The organism is Ureibacillus chungkukjangi (assembly GCF_003217295.1).
GTDB classification, from domain to species: domain Bacteria; phylum Bacillota; class Bacilli; order Bacillales_A; family Planococcaceae; genus Ureibacillus; species Ureibacillus chungkukjangi.
The window spans coordinates 1-18,467 of record NZ_QJTJ01000005.1; the positions used below are offsets into that span (position 1 = coordinate 1).

Below are 18,467 nucleotides of genomic sequence, written 5' to 3' on the forward strand. Positions count from 1 at the left end.
AACATTCGAATTCACGGAACACTAGGTTATTTATCGCCAGTGGAATTCAAGAACAGGTCCTTATAAAGATTGTCCAGTTTAGTGTTGACATTCCAATGAGAAACCATGTTGAGTTAGAGCCTAATACTGTAAGAAGAGAAGTAACTATATTGGAACTCACTTGATCTATACACTTTCGAAAATCTCTTCAACTAAATCAGAAAATGGAAGTTATTATTTAATTATAGTGGCTTATCTTAAATAAAATAGCGCTTATTTTTAATAATTAAATTTTTTACTTCTATTAGTAAACTATTTTATCTTTTATTGATGTCTTTATTTTTGCCTATGAATGCCTCACATATTCTTCATAAACTATAGTAGTAAATATAGTAAGGAGGAATAAATATGTCAACTTGTCAAAATCTTGCGGATATTATCGGTGGTGAAGTTATTCAATCTACTCTTGTTTGTGTAGTGATGCGTCTTCGAGATATTGGAGCAACCATTTTAGGTCGTCGCACTCTTTCTCCATTAGTACTACCATTTATGTTATCTTTTGAAAAAAATGGTCTTAACCTAGGAGAAACTGTGCTCCTTGAAAAAGAAGTTAATCCAATGCTCGATGCTTTACAAAAAAGAGGGCTTAAAGTAACTGCATTCCATAACCACTGGTTGTTTGAAGAACCAAGGTTAATGTATATGCATTGGGAGAATGCTGGAATGGATCCGGAAGAGTTCGCTAGAAGAAGTTTTGAGGCAGCAAAAGAAGCACGTCTTAGATTTGTTTGACATTTAAAAGTAATATTCGACAATCGGGTTCGATTTGTGGAGTACATAGATAGAATAATCAAACTTCTTTATTGTAAATAGTAATTCATTTTAGTACATTAAAACCTTAAAATCAAGTCGCAGAAAAATGATACAAAAATTAATATGGGCTTCAGGTTATAATATTATAGCCATTCGATTTGCTGTAGGTGTTCCTGTGCATAGATTGTTATTACTCCTGAAATTGGAGAGGCAATCATGTCACTAAGTACAATTATGGGTGTTGTATAAGCACAATTGTTTAAAGATCGATTAATTAGTGAAAGTAATTAATTCGCCTACATACTTTAGGTGGATTTTTTATTATTAAAGTATTATAAGAAGTATTAGAATTAAAGAATACACTATATAAAATGAAATGAATCTAAAAAGTTATTGAGGTGAGAGAGTTGTGTGTTAATAATGATTTTATTGAACAGTTTGCATATAAAATGTATGAGGAAATAAATAAAAGTTCATTGTTTAGAGTCGTTCGAGTAGAAGGAATAGAGGGGACATATTTAAATTCTGAAAGTTCAAAGAAACAATGGGATAGTAAGAATCTTATTACAAAGCTCGTGCTCAAAGATAAAAATAATAACTCTTTTGTTGTAAACCCAGATTCTATTGGTTTAAAATTTGCCACTGGAGAAATTAGTTATAAAGAATATAAAAGAATGCAAAAACTGGACGATTTTAAATGGATAAGTTTTTCGCTTTTAGGAATTAGTTTTTTATGTCTAATGATTTATTTTCTATTAAAATTTTTTAACTAAGAATAGCTATGAATAACTTAGATTTAGATAAAAAACAAAGCTAATCTACAATTTGATTAACTTTGTTTTTAATTTGTCATTTCAACTAAAGTAATCATTAAAAAAGTTTTTCTGCATAATTTTTGCAAATTTAAAGTTTATACTACGAGAAGTAGGATAAATTAAAATGAAGAAAATTTTAGGAGGACTATATAATGACAAGTAAAATTATGATAAGTATTATTTCATTGACTGCAGCTTTAGTGCTTTCCGCATGCTCAGGAGATAATAATGAAGAGGCAAATCAAAATGAAACAGCTCAAAAAGAAACAAATGAAATGTCCGGGCATGACATGGAGGGAATGGAAGAGACTGATGAATCTGAAGGAATGGAGGACATGGATCATTCCTCAATGAATCACTCAGGAGATGGTGAAATTCCAGAAGGATTAGAAGAATCAGCTGCTCCTGCATTTCCTGTTGGTAGTAAAGCGACAATTCAAGCAGATCATATGGAAGGCATGAATGGTGCTGAAGCTACAATCGTAGGCGCTTATGATACTACTGTTTATACTGTTTCCTACACTCCTACAAATGGTGGAGAGCCAGTAACAAATCATAAGTGGGTAATCCATGAAGAGTTAGAAGGAGCAGGAGATGAACCATTTAAACAAGGTGATGAAGTAACGATTAATGCAGATCACATGGAAGGGATGCAAGGAGCTACAGCAACAATTGATACTGCAGAAGAAACAACAGTCTATATAGTAGATTATACTTCTACAACAGGCGTTGAAGTAACAAATCATAAGTGGTTAACAGAAAGTGAACTTTCTGCTACTGAATAATTGTAATTAAAGTACACCTTGAACTTTCAAGGTGTACTTTATAATTTTAGGGTGTTAATTAACATTTTCTGTTGGGAGTGTTTCTTGAAGAATAGTTGAAATGGCTTTTGAAAGAACTGATAGAGTGCGATTGATTTCCTCTTCAGTATTATCAATGCCACCTAGCTCAATCAATACCATATTTTCTGCGAGATCTTGATTATAGACGCCATCAACATGATCTCCTTTTTTACTAATTACACCACGCGAAATACCAGGGATCAATTCATTTAATTGCGTTGACATCTTTTGAGCATAAGATTTATTCGCAAGGTAATTTGAATGTTCTTCGCCGACAACAAAGTATAGTTTTCCATAAGTCTCATTCTGGTAATTAAGGGTTGTAATTTCCCGGTTTGCAGAGTCCCTGTGCAAGTCTATTATTATGTCATATTTTTTGTTATTAATCTGAGATTCTAAGGCAGGTCTAACTATATTGTAAGCCTCAGAAAACTTTCGATTAGTTTTTGCCATTTCATCCATTGTATTGAATTCCAAAAAATCTGCAGTTATTGAATTAAGTGTAAAGTAATTTTTAATTGTCTCGTTAAATGACATAATATTAGATGTGGAATCATAAACAGCTGTTTTCCCATCTTTACTTTTAACTATCGGTTTAAAGGCTTCGTGTGAGTGAGTAAACAGTATTAATGCATTCCTTGGTACTATTTCTTTAGTATTATCTAAGGGGGTATCGCGGGTATCACTGTTAGTAGAATATACAAGCTGGTTACTTTCTATTTTTTCAGCAATAGCTAAGTCCTCTTGTTGTGTTGTGGGTACTAGTTCTTGTTCAGTACTTGTATTTGTACTTGCAAGGAGTGTAGCATTACTATCCAAAGTTGCAACAACTATTGGAGATATAAATAATAGTAATATAAATCCAAAGAATATTAGTATCCTATTTTGCACATCTTTTCACCTCACAACACTATATGTCAGAGGTGAAATTATTATTTAATAAAAAAATTAAAGTTTTAATATGAAATTTTAACTTTTAAATTTTATAAGGGGTTAGTTTTAGCCATGTTTTTTTAATAGCAAATAAAAGAGAACAATATATCAATCTTATTAATAAGGTAAGTCAATGAATTTATGAAAATGAGTTGGTGCTATGATGAAAATTTTAGGTCCAGCTGGGATGTTTTCGATTTTTGAGAAACGAAATTTAGGCTATAATAAGTAGTTAACAAAAAATAAATTTGTAATTGTTCGTACTTTTATAAATTTTTTACTACAAAAATAAGTTTTTATTATTCGCATTGGATACAAACGAAATGAGAGTCAGGAAAGGATAGAAGTAACTGAATGTCTCCAAGATTAAAACAGAATAAAAAGGCTAGTCCCAAAAAAAGAACTTTACTAGTACTTCTTTTAAATTTTGCATTAATATTATTTTTCCTTTGGTTTCTGAGTTTCCTATGGTTTATGTTTTTTAATGAACCTAATAAAAATGAAAACAGTGAAACTTTTGATAAAACTACTTTACCTGCTAAAAGAAATGTAGGCGATGGTTCGAGTAATTCAAAGAAACCTAATGATACATTTGGTGAAAATACAGAAATAGAAAAAGAAAATAACTTAGGTCCACCAGAGCGTGATGAATATCAACCTTCAATGAAGTCTCTTTTTGAGAAAAGAGAACTTAAATTTGAAAACATAGAAGCTATTTTCGAAAATATGAAATCACCCAAAAGACCTGAAATGCATTCTACTTTTGGAAAAGATGTAGTTTTCGTCTATCATACCCATAGTAGAGAATCTTTTTTGCCCTATCTTAAAAATACATTTAGACCAGAAGAAGCTTATCATTCAGTAGTAAACATTACTTTAGTTGGGAAAATGCTTGCTAGAGCTTTAGAAAGTAATGGTGTAGGGACAAAAGTTGATACATCAGATATAGTACAACTATTAGAGACAAATAATTTAGATTATGTTAGTTCATATGATTTATCAGGAGAAATAGTAAGTGCTGCACAAAGCGAAAATAAGGATTTGGCCTATTTTATTGATGTACATCGTGACTCTTTAAGAAAAGAAAATACTTCAATTGAAATAAACGGTTTAAAGTATGCTAGGTTACTTTTTGTGGTGGGTACTGGACATCCAGATTATGAGAAGAATCTTGCGTTTGCAAATGAATTACAAACAATGTTAGATACTTTATATCCAGGACTATCGAAAGGAATTTTACAAAAAAGTAGTAGTCAAGGAAATGGGGTCTATAATCAAGATCTTTCGCCAAATTCCATTATATTAGAAATTGGCGGTGTAGATAATACAGTTGAAGAACTTAACCGTTCTACTGAAGCTTTTGCTGAAGTGTTAAGTGAATTCTATTGGCATGGCGAAGAGTAATGGAAGGCCAAAATTTTTGCAAATATTAATTTTTGAAAGATGTCCGAAAAAGATGGGCATCTTTTTTTATAAGCTCTTTTAAAAGTAAATGTTGATAGGGATACCTGTTTATTAAACTAAGGGCTACAGTTTAAATAATTTTGGATTTTTCAAAGTAAGAACCGAATTATTAAAACCATCTACTAAATTCTGAATAATAGATGGTTTTGTGCAGTTTAATTTATTTCACAAGTTGGCAACATAAACTGCCTTTACCTTTTTCAAGAGCAGACTTTAAGCTACTTAAAACACCTGACCATGCCATTTGATGCCATTCAAATGCTTCTTTCCAAATATCATCTTCTTTGAATCCTGTATGTTCAATAGTAACTTTAGTAGTGTTGGTATCAACTGGTTCAAAACTAACATTTACAGTAGTTAATTCATTTTCATTATTCATTATAGATTCAAATTGATCTGGGCCTTTCCAAGTAAATCGTAATTCATTCTCGTCAACAAGTTTAACAATCTTGCAACCTTTGGTATTCATTCCAGTTTTATTCCCAGGAATAAAAATAAAGTTCATAAGCCCAACCTTCTATAGCTTCTACGACTGTTTCAGGTGGGAACCATTCTGAAACCCGTTCAGATATTGTCCAAGCGAACCAAACTAAATGCAAAGGGGCGTTAATTGTAACTTCATTACTAATGGTTCTATCATTTGTAGTGGTTCTTAAAACAAATCCTCCTTTTGTAAATAATTTCATTTGTAGAATAGCATTAATAGTAAGTTGAATAAAGAATTTTCTGATTTATCTATCGAAAAAGACTGTGAAGGTTAGTACTTAAAGTAACTGGTAATGTTAGTTGAATAAGTATTAAGGAAACCCAGTTTATTAGGGTTTCTTCTTGCTTTCTCGCCTTTATTAATATTAACGTTTAACAGAGTCTTTATTTAATTTTACGATAAAAAGCCATGGTGCTTTAAAAATGCATATTTTTTTCATATTTATTTGTTACATTACAAGTGTGATATATATAAGGGGGAGATAATATGAATTCAAAAGTTTTATTTACTTCATTATTACTTGGTATTGTAATCATTGGGGGATGTAGTGGAAATAATTTTGAATCCAATGGAAATGCGTCTATGGATCATTCGAATATGTCAGAAGAAGAAATGATGGATATGGAAGGAATGGAAATGGAGGGCGATCCAGAACCTGTTGAATTAAAAAATTCTACAGGAGAGAACGAACTTGTACTCCCACCATTACTTGAGCCTGAAAATGAAAAAGGAATTGTTTATAATATTACAGCTCAAAAAGGAACAACTGAAATCTTTGATGGTGTTCAAACTGCCACATATGGATACAATGGTTCTTTTTTAGGTCCAGTCATTCGACTAACTGAAGGTGATACAATAAAACTTCGCACAAACAATGCTTTGTCAGAAGCAACGACATTCCACTGGCATGGTTTAGATGTACAAGGAGCAGGAGATGGAGGACCTCATCAATTGTTACAACCAGGGGAAACTAAAGAGGTAGAGTTTACAGTAAATCAACAAGCCTCTACATTATGGTTCCACCCACATCCGGAGGGTGCTACAGCTGAGCAAGTGTACAATGGGTTAGCGGGGTTAATTTATGTGGAAGATGAAAATTCTAAAAATCTAGCTTTACCAAATGAATATGGAGTAAATGACTTTCCGTTAGTATTCCAAGACAGAGAATTTTCTAATGATAAACAATTAGATTACCAAGCTGTTTTAAATGAAGATGGGACTCTGGGTGATACGTTATTAATTAACGGAACACTTAATCCAAAACTGACAGTTAGAAAAGAAAAAATCCGACTACGCTTATTAAATGGATCTAATGCCAGAGAATATACATTTAAGTTAAATACAGGTGATAAGTTCCAACAAATTGGAACAGACGGTGGCCTATTAAATAAACCAACGAAACTTACTGAAATAATTTTAACAACTGGAGAACGAGCTGAGATTGTTGTTGATTTTTCAAAGTACAAACCATCAGAAGATATTGCAATAATCAATGAAAATGGTGCAGTTTTGTTACCCTTTAAAATAGATGAACAAAAGTCAAATTCGGTTGATCTACCAGAAACATTAAATAATTATGCAGTTACTGAAGAAGAGCGTAATTTACCTGTTACGAAAAAAATTGAACTTTTCGGAATGGGAGATATGGTAACTATTAACGGTAAAAAATTTGATATGAACCGAATTGACTTTACCCAACAACAAGGTGAAACAGAGATTTGGGAACTCTATAATAAACCAGATATGATGGGGGGAATGACGCATCCATTTCACATTCATGGAACTCAATTTAAAATTGTCTCAATTGATGGAAAAGAACCACCTGCAAGTCTCCAAGGGTGGAAAGATACTGTTGCCATTCAACCGAAGCAAACAATTAAACTAGCTGTGAAATTCAATAATAAAGGAGTATATATGTTCCACTGTCATATACTTGAACACGAAGAAAACGGGATGATGGGACAAGTTGAAGTGAAGTAGAGATAATTTATAAAGCATCTTAAAGATAAATTATGTTTTTTGTAGTTATATTAATATTTTCAATTACTAGCTGAAATTGTTTTGAACAAAATGAAAGAGGTTAGAAGTAGTTATAAAAAAGCAAACCACTAATTACTTAATAAACCTCTATAGAGTCATATTATCATGTATCTTAATAAATATGGGGGAGTTAGATTATATTGTAAGTTTACTTGGTAACGAGAGTGAAACAAGAAAAGAATATATACTTAATAATTTCTATATTCCAATAAATTTAATTGAATTTAAAATAGAAGAGAGAGATATCAAAAGTGCTTTTGAAATTGCAAGAGTCGATTTATTAATATTATTAATTCGATTGAGGAAATTGATATCAAAGTATTAAATAAAGATTCTTTGATATTCACGTTTAAAATATTGAAGATGGAATGAAAGTGGTATGTCGAATTTATTCAAATATTGAACAAAGAGATAAATTGCATATAATATCTAATTAAATTAGTAATAGTAAAAATGCTAATTAGGATTCTAGGAAATTAAAGATTAGAACAGCTTGTGGATACAAATATCTACAAGCTGTTTTTTATTTCACTTTATAAGTACTAAAAATTTCATTTGCAATTTTTATAATCATTGTAATTTCTTCTTCGTTTTTATTTTCAATAAGATTTAATAAAAGAGTTATTAATTCTTTTCTCTTAAAAAATTGATCATTAAGGTTTAAATTTTCGAAATTAAAGATGTTTGCGGGAACTTCATCAAGACCTGTTATTATTTTTTCTAATGTTTGTAGAGTGATATTTCTATCTCCTCTTTCAACATTTGCTATATATGGTGTTTGTAGACCACATTTTTCAGCAAGTTCATCTTGTGTCATTTTTTTTGATTTTCTAATCTCTTTTATATTCAACCCTACTAATTTAACTAAATTATCCACATAATCACCTCACTTTAAGATTATGTGAGGTAATCAAATGATTACAGATACATATATGATAACTTTTATTGAAAATTTAACTTATAAGTTATATAATTTCAAAGTGTCAAATTTTTAATAAGGAGAAATTATTTATATGAGTAATGACTTACTTTCAAATATAGCAATAGAAAACGTAATACAATCAAAGATGCGTGGTCGTGTAACATATCAAGGTTTTGTATCATCTCAAGTGGCAGTTAATTTTTCATATTCAAAACTATTTAATGATCCTTCAGGTAAAGGATATCAACGTCCTATAGATAAAAAACGTTGTAAGGATTTTGCTAATTATCTATCTAAAGGGGAAGAGGCTCTCTATACACCAATATTATTGAATGCAGCTGGGCATTGGGAATTCCATTCATACGATAATCTGCGTCCAAATTATGGGAGGCTAATTTGTAAAAAGAAAGCAACTTTAATGGATGGTCAACATAGACTAGGTGGAATTGAAGCGTATATAAAGGAAACTGATACAACCTTAAATGTTCCGTTTCTAGCATTTCATTTTTTAGATGAAGATGAAGAGATTAAATTATTCGATGTTATAAATACCAAAGCAAAAGGTATAGGTACTTCATTAAGCCGTTATCTCAATAGAGGAAATGATGAAATTAGTTGGATAGCAACAAATTTAATTCTTAAGCCGGAGAGTCCGTTCTTCAGTAAAGGAACACTAATAGGAAAAAGAACAAAAGAGAAAAATATTACTCTTCAAAACTTATATAATATTGTTAAATATTTAACTAAGAAGTCAGAATTAGAGGGATTATCTAAAGAAAAAAAACTTAATATCGCATTGTTTTATTTTAACTTAATCAAAGAATTATTTCCTGAAGAGTGGGAAGATAGCAAAGATTATAAAATCACACATATAACTTGCTTGTATGGCTTAGCAATAGCGGGAAATAAAATATTAAATGATAATTATTTAGCTAAACCACAACAAGTAGATTCAGTAAAAATAGCAAATATATTAGTAAATTTAAAAGAGATCGATTGGTCTTCAAATGGAGATTTAAAGTATATAAAAGGTTTACCTGGAGCAAATATGTTAGCAAGTGATATTTTAAATTGCTTAAGGAACTAAGTGATTGAAAAATCTCAAAATTTATCACAGTATTGATCCCTACTTTCAATAATATAGTAGGGATCTTATTTGTGTTTCAAAAACTTGTGTTTGCAGGAATTTATCTTATTCCACAATAGGCGTGTTTCTGTAACAAGGAACAGCGCTTATTTTTTCATTATAGGGCCATATTATTGAATATAAGCTTTTATGAAAGTTACCAAACGACACTTTTGGGGCATTTTAAAGGATTCTTATAGCCCTGTCTAGAAGTAGTATGTTATTAAAATGAAATTAAATTGGAGGTATTTTATATGAGACATTCTATATATTATATATTTCAATTTGTTTAATGCAATTATGTATATTAACAAACATAACTTTATTAGAAGGTGAATGGAATCACTATGTGGTTAAGTACTGGTAACTTTTCTTTGCATCTACAATTTTTGGATTAAGCCGAAAAAGATTACTCTAAGAAAACAATTGATTTTAAGTGATTTTATCTAAGGTAGTTTCCAAACAACGCTTTGGTACCTTTTGTAACGCAAAAAATAAGCAGGTTAGCTAGACTGAATATCATTTTGGAACTTCAAATTTTTAATTGAGTGGGGGATAAAAAATAAGGATAACAATACAGTATACGATATAAATTCGACTGATTACCAATAATGATTTTTATTTAATGATTACATGGTTAAATCACCCGAAGGTATTAGAGTTCTATGAAGAACAACCTTCAAATAGAGAGAGTGATAAATAAATGTGGTCCCAAAATTTAAGGAAAACACTATATTACACCTTTTTTTATAGAGTACAAAAATGAACCAATAGGTTATAAACAACAATATAAAATTCAAGAAACTTATTATATAGAATAATAAATCCATTTCTGTATAATAAGTATAATTATAATTTTCAATATTGTGAATAAGGATGTGGATTTTGCTTGGTAGAACAAAAGCATGGAAATGAGAAGAAAATTTATGTCGGTGAGGGAAATGTACCTCGAGAAAATAATAGACAATACATAAAACCCGTACAAAGTGCCAATGTACTTTTTAAATTTATGAAGGACATAGAATATTTAAAGACAATTTTATTACATAAAGCCATATTACCTCGATATTGTGAAGAAGATATTAATTACTTAAATATCAATGGGATAAATAAAATTGCTTTTCCTATGTCTTGTTTTTGTGATATTCATTTTAATAAATTGAAATTTCATGTTCATAAATATGGGGCGTATGGAATTGGTCTTAATAAAACATGGGGAATTGAACAAGGAATTCAACCTATTCATTATATAAATATGGATTCGAGATTACGCAAAGATTTTAGTGATGCGTTTAATATTGCATTAGAAAATACTTTTGAGAATAAAGAGTCTGTGAAATACCTTAAGAACTATGTTCTACATCATTTGTTATATATGAAACCAATAGATGGGCAGATGAAAATTGGAAAGGATGAAATTGAAGACCGCAATTTCCATGATGAGAAAGAATGGAGATTTATCCCCGACTTTAATAAGGTTGAAACCCAACTTCCGCAAATCGTGATTCCCCCTCATATAAATTATGGAAGCCTAAACAGTTATTCGGAAGGAATAATTAAAAAACCAGATTTATGGTTACATTACAAACTTGAAAATATAAAATATATCATAGTTAATTCAGAACAAGATAGAACAGAACTAATACGCTTTATCATCAGCAACAAAGTAGCCACTGACGAAGAACAGTATATATTATTTAGTAAAATTTTGGTTTTCAAAGAGTTAGGAGAGGATATTTAATATGTTTATTAATTTTGATAAGGTTTTTTTTAACGAAAATAATTCAAATCAGGTTCCTAAAGAAGTAATAGAAGCATTAACAGATAAATTGCCAAATGGATTTAAGTATGAAACTTTAGAGGGTGGAGCATTAGTTTTAAATCCAACAACTCAAGGAATAAAAATAGGTGGGCTTAAGATTGATTATACTGATCCTATATTTGAAGATTTTGTTCCTAAAGATAATGCAGAAGCTTTAGAGTATTTATACCGCGCCCAAAGAAATTTGCAAATAAAATTGAATGATGAAGATGGATTGTTTATTAATGATAAATTTTTCAGTATGAGTGATGTGATTAAATTACCATTAGTAGAAAGTATTAAAGGGGAACATCAAATTTCAATTATTCCGGAACCATTTCAACCGCCATTTGAATTAAAGTTAGAAACAGAGGACATAAATGAAAAATTTATGGTTCAACGTATGCCCTTAGCCGACATGAATAAATTAAAATTTGAAAGTATTGATGAAGGTAGCTTTAAAATTTCATATATTATAGATGAGAAAAAGAAGACATTTAATTTTAATTTTAAAATTCAGTTCGATAAGATAATAAGCACTTTGGATATGCTTAATGCTTTGAAATTATACTATGGATGTCTCACAAACAATTTTATAATAAATGGACATGAAATAAATAATAATAGATTTAATGAAGAAGAAGCCAAATCTGTATCAAAAAATATAGAAATATGGAAAAAAATTCTATCATTAGAAAGTAAATTAAATGTAAATTTTATTCCGGAAATTGGGCTGGACAAAGAGGATGTAATAATTATTGAGAAATTATATAGAAGTTTAATTGAAAATATGCCTTATAAAGAGTTTATAACACTTAATAATTTTTCAATGAACAGAGTTGGAAGCATTGAAAAATTACACGAGGTCTTGGGCAAAGAGGGAATAATGTTTAGTTTAACAAATGAGGTTGAAATTAATTTGCTAGGTATTCAATTGAAGCTTTATCAGCTGGCTTACTTATTTGATTTAATTGTGATTGATCTTGAAGAAGAGAATGATAATATAAAACTTATAACAGTTGCACCCAAAGGGAAGAAGACATACCAATCTGTGAAATTTTACTTAAATGAATCAGAAATAGAAATTTTTGATAAAGAGACAACGGAATTTCATTATGCCAAGGAAATTATGATATAAGTGGTTGGCATCAGATTTTTAAACGGTCTTCTTGTGTTATCGGGTATTATAATAAGGAGCCATATAATTTAAAAATTCCTAAAAATAAGCTATTGTTTTGAACAATCTTTAATTAAACAACAGGTTTTTATTTGCGATGAAATTAAGATTTAATTGTAATTTTTAATCAAACTTACTATAAAGCTACAACAATCAGACTTTCTAGATATTGCAAAAAACGCTGTAGGTGTATTATCTGAATTAAACGGGTATATACCGAAATTTATCTTGGTATATCTGAATTTCTTAATCTGTACCTCAAAGTCAATAACAAGGGCATTTCTTGAGATGAGCTTGAGCAATCGGGCGCTAAAATTTCTTAAAATATAATTCATCAGAAAAATAAAAAAGAAGCGTAATATACAAATTGTATATTACGCTTCAGACTGTAGACAAACTCGAAATTTCGAGTTTGCCTACAGTCTTTTTTCTTTTAAAATAGTATTAAGAGCTTTTGAAATATAGGTTGAGGTGAATGGATATGATGTCGAAAAATCAAATAAATGAACGTGATCAAATTGAGATGATTACAATTGAACAACTTGTACCACGGGATCATCTTGTCAGAAAGCTTGAATCAGCTATTGATTTTTCTTTCATTTATCCACTAGTAGAACCACTTTATTCAACACTAGGTCGGCCTAGTGTTGACCCTGTAGTATTAATTAAAATGACATTTGTGCAATATGTATTTGGGATTCGTTCAATGCGTCAAACAATAAAAGAAATTGAAACGAATATGGCATATCGATGGTTTATAGGGTTTGGTTTTCATTCTGAAGTACCTCACTTTTCTACCTTCGGTAAAAACTATGAACGTCGTTTCAAAGATACCGATATCTTTGAACAGATTTTCTATCGTATTCTTAAAGAAATCGCAGATAAGGGATTACTTAGTGCTGATCATGTTTTCATCGATTCAACTCATGTTAAAGCGAGTGCGAATAAACGTAAATTCGAAAAGAAGATTGTCCGTAAAGAGACTCGTGCATATGAAGCTAAACTTCAAGAAGAATTGAATCAAGATCGTATCGATCACGGGAAGAAGCCATTTCCACCTGATAAATTTGAAAAAGAAGAAGTGAAGGAAATTAAGCAAAGTACGACAGATCCTGAAAGTGGATACTATGTAAAAGATGAAAGAACGAAACAGTTTGCTTATTCATTTCATGCTGCAGCTGATCGGTATGGATTTATACTTGGATCGATTGTGACACCTGGGAATGTTCATGATAGTCATATTCTTCAGCCGCTTGTTGAAAAGATTATGGAAAAAGTGAAGAAGCCACTTGCTGTTGCTGCCGATGCTGCTTATAAAACTCCTGCGATAACTAAATTCTTATTTGACCAAGAGATTCAACCTGCACTCCCTTATACACGTCCAAAAACGAAGGATGGATTTTTACGGAAACACGATTATGTATATGACGAGTACTTTGATTGCTACCTTTGTCCGGAAGGGCAAGTTCTTAAATATTCGACTACCACTAAAGAAGGTAAACGCCAATACAAATCGAACCCTTCTCAATGTGCAACCTGTCCTTTGCTTACTCAATGTACGAATAGTAAAGATCACCGAAAAATCATCGAGCGTCATATTTGGGCAGAATATGTAGAGGAAGCGGATCATCTTCGTCATCATAACGAGATCAAACAAATATATTCGAGACGTAAAGAGACGATTGAACGTGTCTTTGCGGATGCGAAAGAAAAGCATGGTATGCGCTGGACAACCCTACGAGGGATTAAAAAATTGTCCATGCAAGCGATGCTTACTTTTGCTGCCATGAACCTAAAGAAGCTTGCCAATTGGACATGGCAAGCTCCAGAAATGGTCTAAATTATAATACTCGAAGAGTACTTTTGACTAAAATCAGACTATAAAATACCCAAAAGAATCTCAAAAAGACAAAAGGCCTTCAGAATGTGACCATTCTGAAGGCCTTTTGTCGACAATCTGAAGCGTAATATACAAATTGTATATTACGCTTTTTTCATAATTTAATTTGATTACAAGAAAAATTTTTATATGTTTCACTTTTAAATAAATCTCAAAAAAATTTAAAAAGTGTCTAATAAAACCATATAAAATATTATCAAGTAGATAACAATTAATGAATTTAAAGGTAATCTACTGTTTTATTTGTGTCTAAAAGGTTTATTATGTTAAATATAGCTATAGAGCCTAGTGTATCAATAAATGATAACGATTAGACATTTTTCCCACTAATCATAAATGATTGATATGAATAGCTTTTATGCTTCAGTTGAACAAGCACATAATCCTGATTTGAAGGGGAAAGCAATCGCGATAGCTGGTAATCCAAAGGAACGTCGGGGAATTATTGTTACGAGCTCATATGAAGCGCGGCACAAAGGTATTTATACGACCATGAATGTAGGAGAGGCCCTTCGCAAATGTCCAGAATTAATCTTATTACCTCCTGATTTTCAGAAATATCGTGTTGCCTCCAAGGCAATGTTTACAATCTTAAGGAGCTACACGCAATTAATAGAACCTGTTTCTATCGATGAAGGCTACTTAGATATTACTCAAATAGCATCTACAAGACATCCAATCGAGATAGCGAAAGAGATTCAAATGAGAATTTTTCATGAATTAGACCTTCCATGTTCGATAGGGATAGCACCGAACAAATTTCTTGCAAAAACTGCTTCAGATATGAAAAAACCAATGGGCATATCAATTCTAAGAAAACGTGATGTACCAGAAAAGCTTTGGCCATTACCTGTCATCGAGATGCATGGAGTAGGGGAAAGCACTGCAAAAAAGCTTGCTACACATAAGATTAATACAATTGGTGAACTAGCGAATATAGAAGAATATATAATTCGACAGGCTTTAGGGAAAAATGGGATTCGGTTAAGAATGCGTGCGAATGGTGAGGATTCTCGTGAAGTAGATCCTAATTCTATATATGAAACAAAAAGCGTTGGCAATTCTACCACGCTGCCAATAGATGAAACAGAGCTAGAAGAGTTGGAAAAGACATTTCTAAAATTAGCAGGAAAAGTTGCCGAACGATTGGATGCAAAAAAACTTAGTGGTTCAACAATAAGTATTCAAATACGAGATGCAGATTGGCACAACCATTCTAAGAGTAAAACATTCCAAAATCCGGTTTACAATAAGGATGTAATTTATGAAGAAGCTGTAAAACTATTTCATAAATCATGGGATGGGGCTCCAATTCGGCTATTGGGTATTACGGTTTCAAATGTGATGGACCGAAAACAATCCGTGGAGCAGCTATCAATTTTTAATTTTGAAGATTTCGCAAAACAAGAGCCGATTTATGAAGTGATCGATGAAATAGAGAAGAAATTTGGCAAAGGAGCCATACAAAGGGGAATTGAGATTTCCAAGTCAAGTTATGCGTCAAAAACAAGCTTTAGCAAAGATTTCCTGGAGGACTTAAAGGATAACTAAGTAAGGGCTATTAGGATCTATGAAGGAAAACTAAATTAAATTAAATAGAGTATTACGAACGGGAGAATTAAAATGCAGCTACAATTTTTAGGAACAGGTGCTGGAATGCCCTCAAAGGAAAGGAATACGAGTGCTCTTGCTCTAAAACTATTAGAAGAACGTGGAACGGTTTGGCTTTTTGATTGTGGGGAAGCAACTCAGCATCAAATTTTACATACGACAATAAGACCGCGTAAGGTGGAGAAAATTTTTATTACTCATCTTCATGGGGACCATATTTTTGGGTTACCAGGATTCCTTAGTTCAAGGTCCTTTTTGGGTGGGGAAGATATATTAACAATTTATGGGCCTAAAGGGTTAAAAGAGTGGGTTACGGCTAGTTTTAATGTTTCTAAGACACATTTAACCTATCCTATCGAATATGTCGAAGTCCAAGAAGGCGTAGTTTTTGAGGATGAGCAATTTATTGTTAATGCTCAGTTACTTGAACATGTAATTCCGTGTTATGGCTATCGAGTTGAGCAGAAACCATTACAAGGGGAGCTCTTAATTGAAAAAGCTAAAGAACTCGGTGTGCCCAAAGGTCCTTTGTTAGGGAAATTAAAAAATGGGGAAGATATAACGTTAGAAGACGGAAGGACTGTGTATAGTAGAGACGTAACAGCTCCGCCGAAAAAAGGGTATACAATTACCGTATTAGGGGATACGAAATACTGTGATTCAGCAATAAAATTAAGTGAAAATGCAAATGTTGTCGTACATGAAGCAACCTTTGATCATAAAACGGAGCATTTAGCAGCGAGCTATGGTCATTCTACAAATGTTGAAGCCGCACGCGTCGCAAAGGAAGCCAATGCTGGGTTTTTAATTTTAAATCATATAAGTTCGCGCTTCCTACCTCATGATCTTGAAGACTTACTATTAGAAGCAAAAGAAATTTTTCCAAATAGTTTTTTTGCTAATGATTTTTCACACTTCGAATGGAAAAATAGCGAATTATTAGAAGATAAATAAAGCATCTTAAGCAGGCTTGTTGTAAGCTTGCTTTTAATTTGTCGAAAAATACGATTATATTAAGAAAATAATAGATTATTCGAGCGAAATTTTATATGATAGTGCTTGGGGAGGGATTATGAATGAATCAACCAAAAATAAGTCCCGCAGTTCTGCGTTTACTTGTTATTTTTCCAAATGTTATAAGTTATATTTTATTGATTGGGGTCTTAATATATATCGCTACAAATTTTTCTGGTTTAAGAGCTGCTGAAGCACTTAACTTTTGGCTTATCTTAGTGGCAATACTTGGTCCAATGGCTGTATTTACAACATATTCTATCGTTAAGCGTATACGGGCTGGCGTATTATAATCGAAAATAATTAAAAACGCGTGTGCAAATTTCTACATTTGCACACGCGTTTTTATGTGAAAAAAAGAGATATTTGTAAAATGGTGAAATAAATTACTAGGAAAAAGTACACCTTTCGACAGATGAAAATAGTAAAAAACGACATTTCCTAGGAAATATTATGATTAAAAGTGGAATATTCAACAAAAATCTATTAGGAGTTGCCATTAGTAACATGATTGATGTTTAGTTAATTTGATAGTCTTCACAAAAAACAGTACTAATCTATTGTCCGTTCGCCAGTTCTCTTGATCTTGCTTCAGCGCTTTTTACACAAGCATAAATAGCTTCATTAAATCGATTACTTTCTAGTGCGTGAATTCCAGCTTCAGTGGTACCGCCTGGACTTGTTACTTTCCTTCGCAATACATTCGGTTCCTCATTCCCAGATTGAAGCATGGCAGCAGAGCCGGCAATTGTTTGTACCATTAACTCTCGCACAATTTCTTTAGTCAGTCCGAATTCAGCGCCAACAGCCTCCCAAGCCTCCATTAAGTAGTAGAGATAGGCAGGACCACTACCTGAAAGAGCGGTTACAGCATGCAATTTATCTTCTTCTACTTCAATCACAATGCCAATAGCTTTAAGTAATTGCAGGTAAAGGACTTTTTGATAATCATCTACCTGTGCATTGAATGCTATGCCGCTAGCAGACATTCCGATTGTTGCTGAAGTATTTGGCATTACACGAGCAATTGGTCGCTTTCCTATTCCTTCTTCAATAGTGTTAATTGGAATACCAGCCAAAACAGATAGAACAGCTGTATTTGGACTAATAAATGGTTGAATTCTTTCCATCGCATGAAAGATATCCTTTGGCTTTGTAGCTAAAATAATCAAATCCATTTCACTGATAAATGCATTATCTTCTAGGATATTTACGGAGTAACTCTCATTCAATTTGACTAGTCTTTCGTGATTCGAACGATTTGTTATATAAATGTTTTGGCTTGGTATTACCTTTTGTTCAACCCAACCATGGATTAATGCCTCTGCCATAGAACCAGCACCAACAAAAAGTATTTTTTGCATAAATTATCCCTCCATATAATGTATTTATCCCCCATAAACTTCCATTAGAACCGCTTAAGTAAAATCGATTAAATCTTATTCAAAGGACGAAAATGTATTTAAATAGCAATATAAAAAGCGTTCCCATCCTTATACTAAGGACGAAAACGCTTGAAAGCTTTTCAGCGGTACCACCT

General features: G+C 31.8%; 15 protein-coding genes, 1 pseudogene and 1 other annotated feature (1 of these 17 running past the window's edge). Of the genes and pseudogenes, 12 read left to right on the forward strand and 4 right to left on the reverse strand.

The annotated features are described in order from the left end of the window. Positions 1-387 precede the first annotated feature (387 nt). The 3 genes from BJ095_RS05490 to BJ095_RS05500 all read left to right on the forward strand — a co-directional run bounded on the left by BJ095_RS05490 (position 388) and on the right by BJ095_RS05500 (position 2,392). Positions 388-771 carry a DUF1259 domain-containing protein gene (locus BJ095_RS05490; protein WP_107933147.1) on the forward strand — a complete coding sequence of 128 codons (384 nt, stop codon included), beginning with the start codon at positions 388-390 and terminating at the stop codon, positions 769-771. Between the two features lie 470 nt (positions 772-1,241). After that, on the forward strand, positions 1,242-1,565 hold the full coding sequence (locus BJ095_RS05495; protein ID WP_153062692.1) for a hypothetical protein: 324 nt from the start codon (positions 1,242-1,244) through the stop codon (positions 1,563-1,565). A 194-nt stretch (positions 1,566-1,759) separates the two neighbouring features. Next, the gene (locus BJ095_RS05500) at positions 1,760-2,392 is read left to right on the forward strand and encodes a YdhK family protein (RefSeq protein WP_107933151.1); all 633 of its coding nucleotides are present in this window, start codon (positions 1,760-1,762) and stop codon (positions 2,390-2,392) included. A 54-nt stretch (positions 2,393-2,446) separates the two neighbouring features. On the opposite strand, the gene spoIIP (BJ095_RS05505) is transcribed toward BJ095_RS05500, so the two are convergent. Then, entirely contained in the window at positions 2,447-3,343 is an 897-nt protein-coding gene (gene spoIIP, locus BJ095_RS05505; protein WP_107933153.1) for a stage II sporulation protein P, read from the reverse strand. Positions 3,344-3,739: 396 nt separating this feature from the next. On the opposite strand from spoIIP (BJ095_RS05505), the gene spoIIP (BJ095_RS05510) reads away from it, so the two are divergent. Continuing rightward, positions 3,740-4,789, forward strand: coding sequence for a stage II sporulation protein P (gene spoIIP / locus BJ095_RS05510; protein WP_107933155.1), 1,050 nt, complete (start codon positions 3,740-3,742; stop codon positions 4,787-4,789). Between the two features lie 220 nt (positions 4,790-5,009). On the opposite strand, the pseudogene BJ095_RS05515 reads toward spoIIP (BJ095_RS05510), so the two are convergent. After that, positions 5,010-5,535 (reverse strand): annotated as a pseudogene (locus tag BJ095_RS05515) (SRPBCC family protein). Positions 5,536-5,822: 287 nt separating this feature from the next. On the opposite strand from BJ095_RS05515, the gene BJ095_RS05520 reads away from it, so the two are divergent. Continuing rightward, a complete protein-coding gene (locus BJ095_RS05520; protein ID WP_107933157.1) occupies positions 5,823-7,316 on the forward strand; it encodes a multicopper oxidase family protein in 1,494 nt (497 codons plus the stop codon). Between the two features lie 583 nt (positions 7,317-7,899). On the opposite strand, the gene BJ095_RS05530 is transcribed toward BJ095_RS05520, so the two are convergent. Next, a complete protein-coding gene (locus BJ095_RS05530; RefSeq protein ID WP_107933160.1) occupies positions 7,900-8,253 on the reverse strand; it encodes a helix-turn-helix domain-containing protein in 354 nt (117 codons plus the stop codon). A gap of 136 nt (positions 8,254-8,389) precedes the next feature. Here BJ095_RS05530 and BJ095_RS05535 point away from each other — a divergent pair, with 136 nt between their 5' ends. The 7 genes from BJ095_RS05535 to BJ095_RS05565 all read left to right on the forward strand — a co-directional run bounded on the left by BJ095_RS05535 (position 8,390) and on the right by BJ095_RS05565 (position 17,220). Beyond that, positions 8,390-9,385, forward strand: coding sequence for a DGQHR domain-containing protein (locus BJ095_RS05535; protein WP_107933162.1), 996 nt, complete (start codon positions 8,390-8,392; stop codon positions 9,383-9,385). 928 nt (positions 9,386-10,313) lie between these two features. After that, positions 10,314-11,165, forward strand: coding sequence for an abortive infection system antitoxin AbiGi family protein (locus BJ095_RS05540; protein ID WP_107933164.1), 852 nt, complete (start codon positions 10,314-10,316; stop codon positions 11,163-11,165). Position 11,166: 1 nt separating this feature from the next. Next, complete coding sequence (locus tag BJ095_RS05545) at positions 11,167-12,363, forward strand: abortive infection system toxin AbiGii family protein (RefSeq protein WP_107933166.1); 1,197 nt, start codon at positions 11,167-11,169, stop codon at positions 12,361-12,363. A gap of 520 nt (positions 12,364-12,883) precedes the next feature. Then, positions 12,884-14,242 carry an IS1182 family transposase gene (locus tag BJ095_RS05550; protein ID WP_107933168.1) on the forward strand — a complete coding sequence of 453 codons (1,359 nt, stop codon included), beginning with the start codon at positions 12,884-12,886 and terminating at the stop codon, positions 14,240-14,242. Between the two features lie 396 nt (positions 14,243-14,638). Further along, positions 14,639-15,853, forward strand: a complete 1,215-nt coding sequence (locus BJ095_RS05555) for a DNA polymerase IV (protein ID WP_107933170.1) — start codon at positions 14,639-14,641, stop codon at positions 15,851-15,853. A 72-nt stretch (positions 15,854-15,925) separates the two neighbouring features. Further along, a complete protein-coding gene (gene rnz / locus BJ095_RS05560) occupies positions 15,926-16,867 on the forward strand; it encodes a ribonuclease Z (RefSeq protein ID WP_107933172.1) in 942 nt (313 codons plus the stop codon). A 122-nt stretch (positions 16,868-16,989) separates the two neighbouring features. Further along, positions 16,990-17,220, forward strand: coding sequence for an acyl-phosphate glycerol 3-phosphate acyltransferase (locus BJ095_RS05565; protein ID WP_107933173.1), 231 nt, complete (start codon positions 16,990-16,992; stop codon positions 17,218-17,220). Between the two features lie 264 nt (positions 17,221-17,484). Here the strand turns inward: BJ095_RS05565 and proC are convergent, their stop codons facing one another. Next, positions 17,485-18,291, reverse strand: a complete 807-nt coding sequence (gene proC, locus BJ095_RS05570) for a pyrroline-5-carboxylate reductase (RefSeq protein ID WP_107933175.1) — start codon at positions 18,289-18,291, stop codon at positions 17,485-17,487. A gap of 133 nt (positions 18,292-18,424) precedes the next feature. Beyond that, positions 18,425-18,467, reverse strand: a binding site (T-box leader) (it continues 175 nt past the right edge of the window).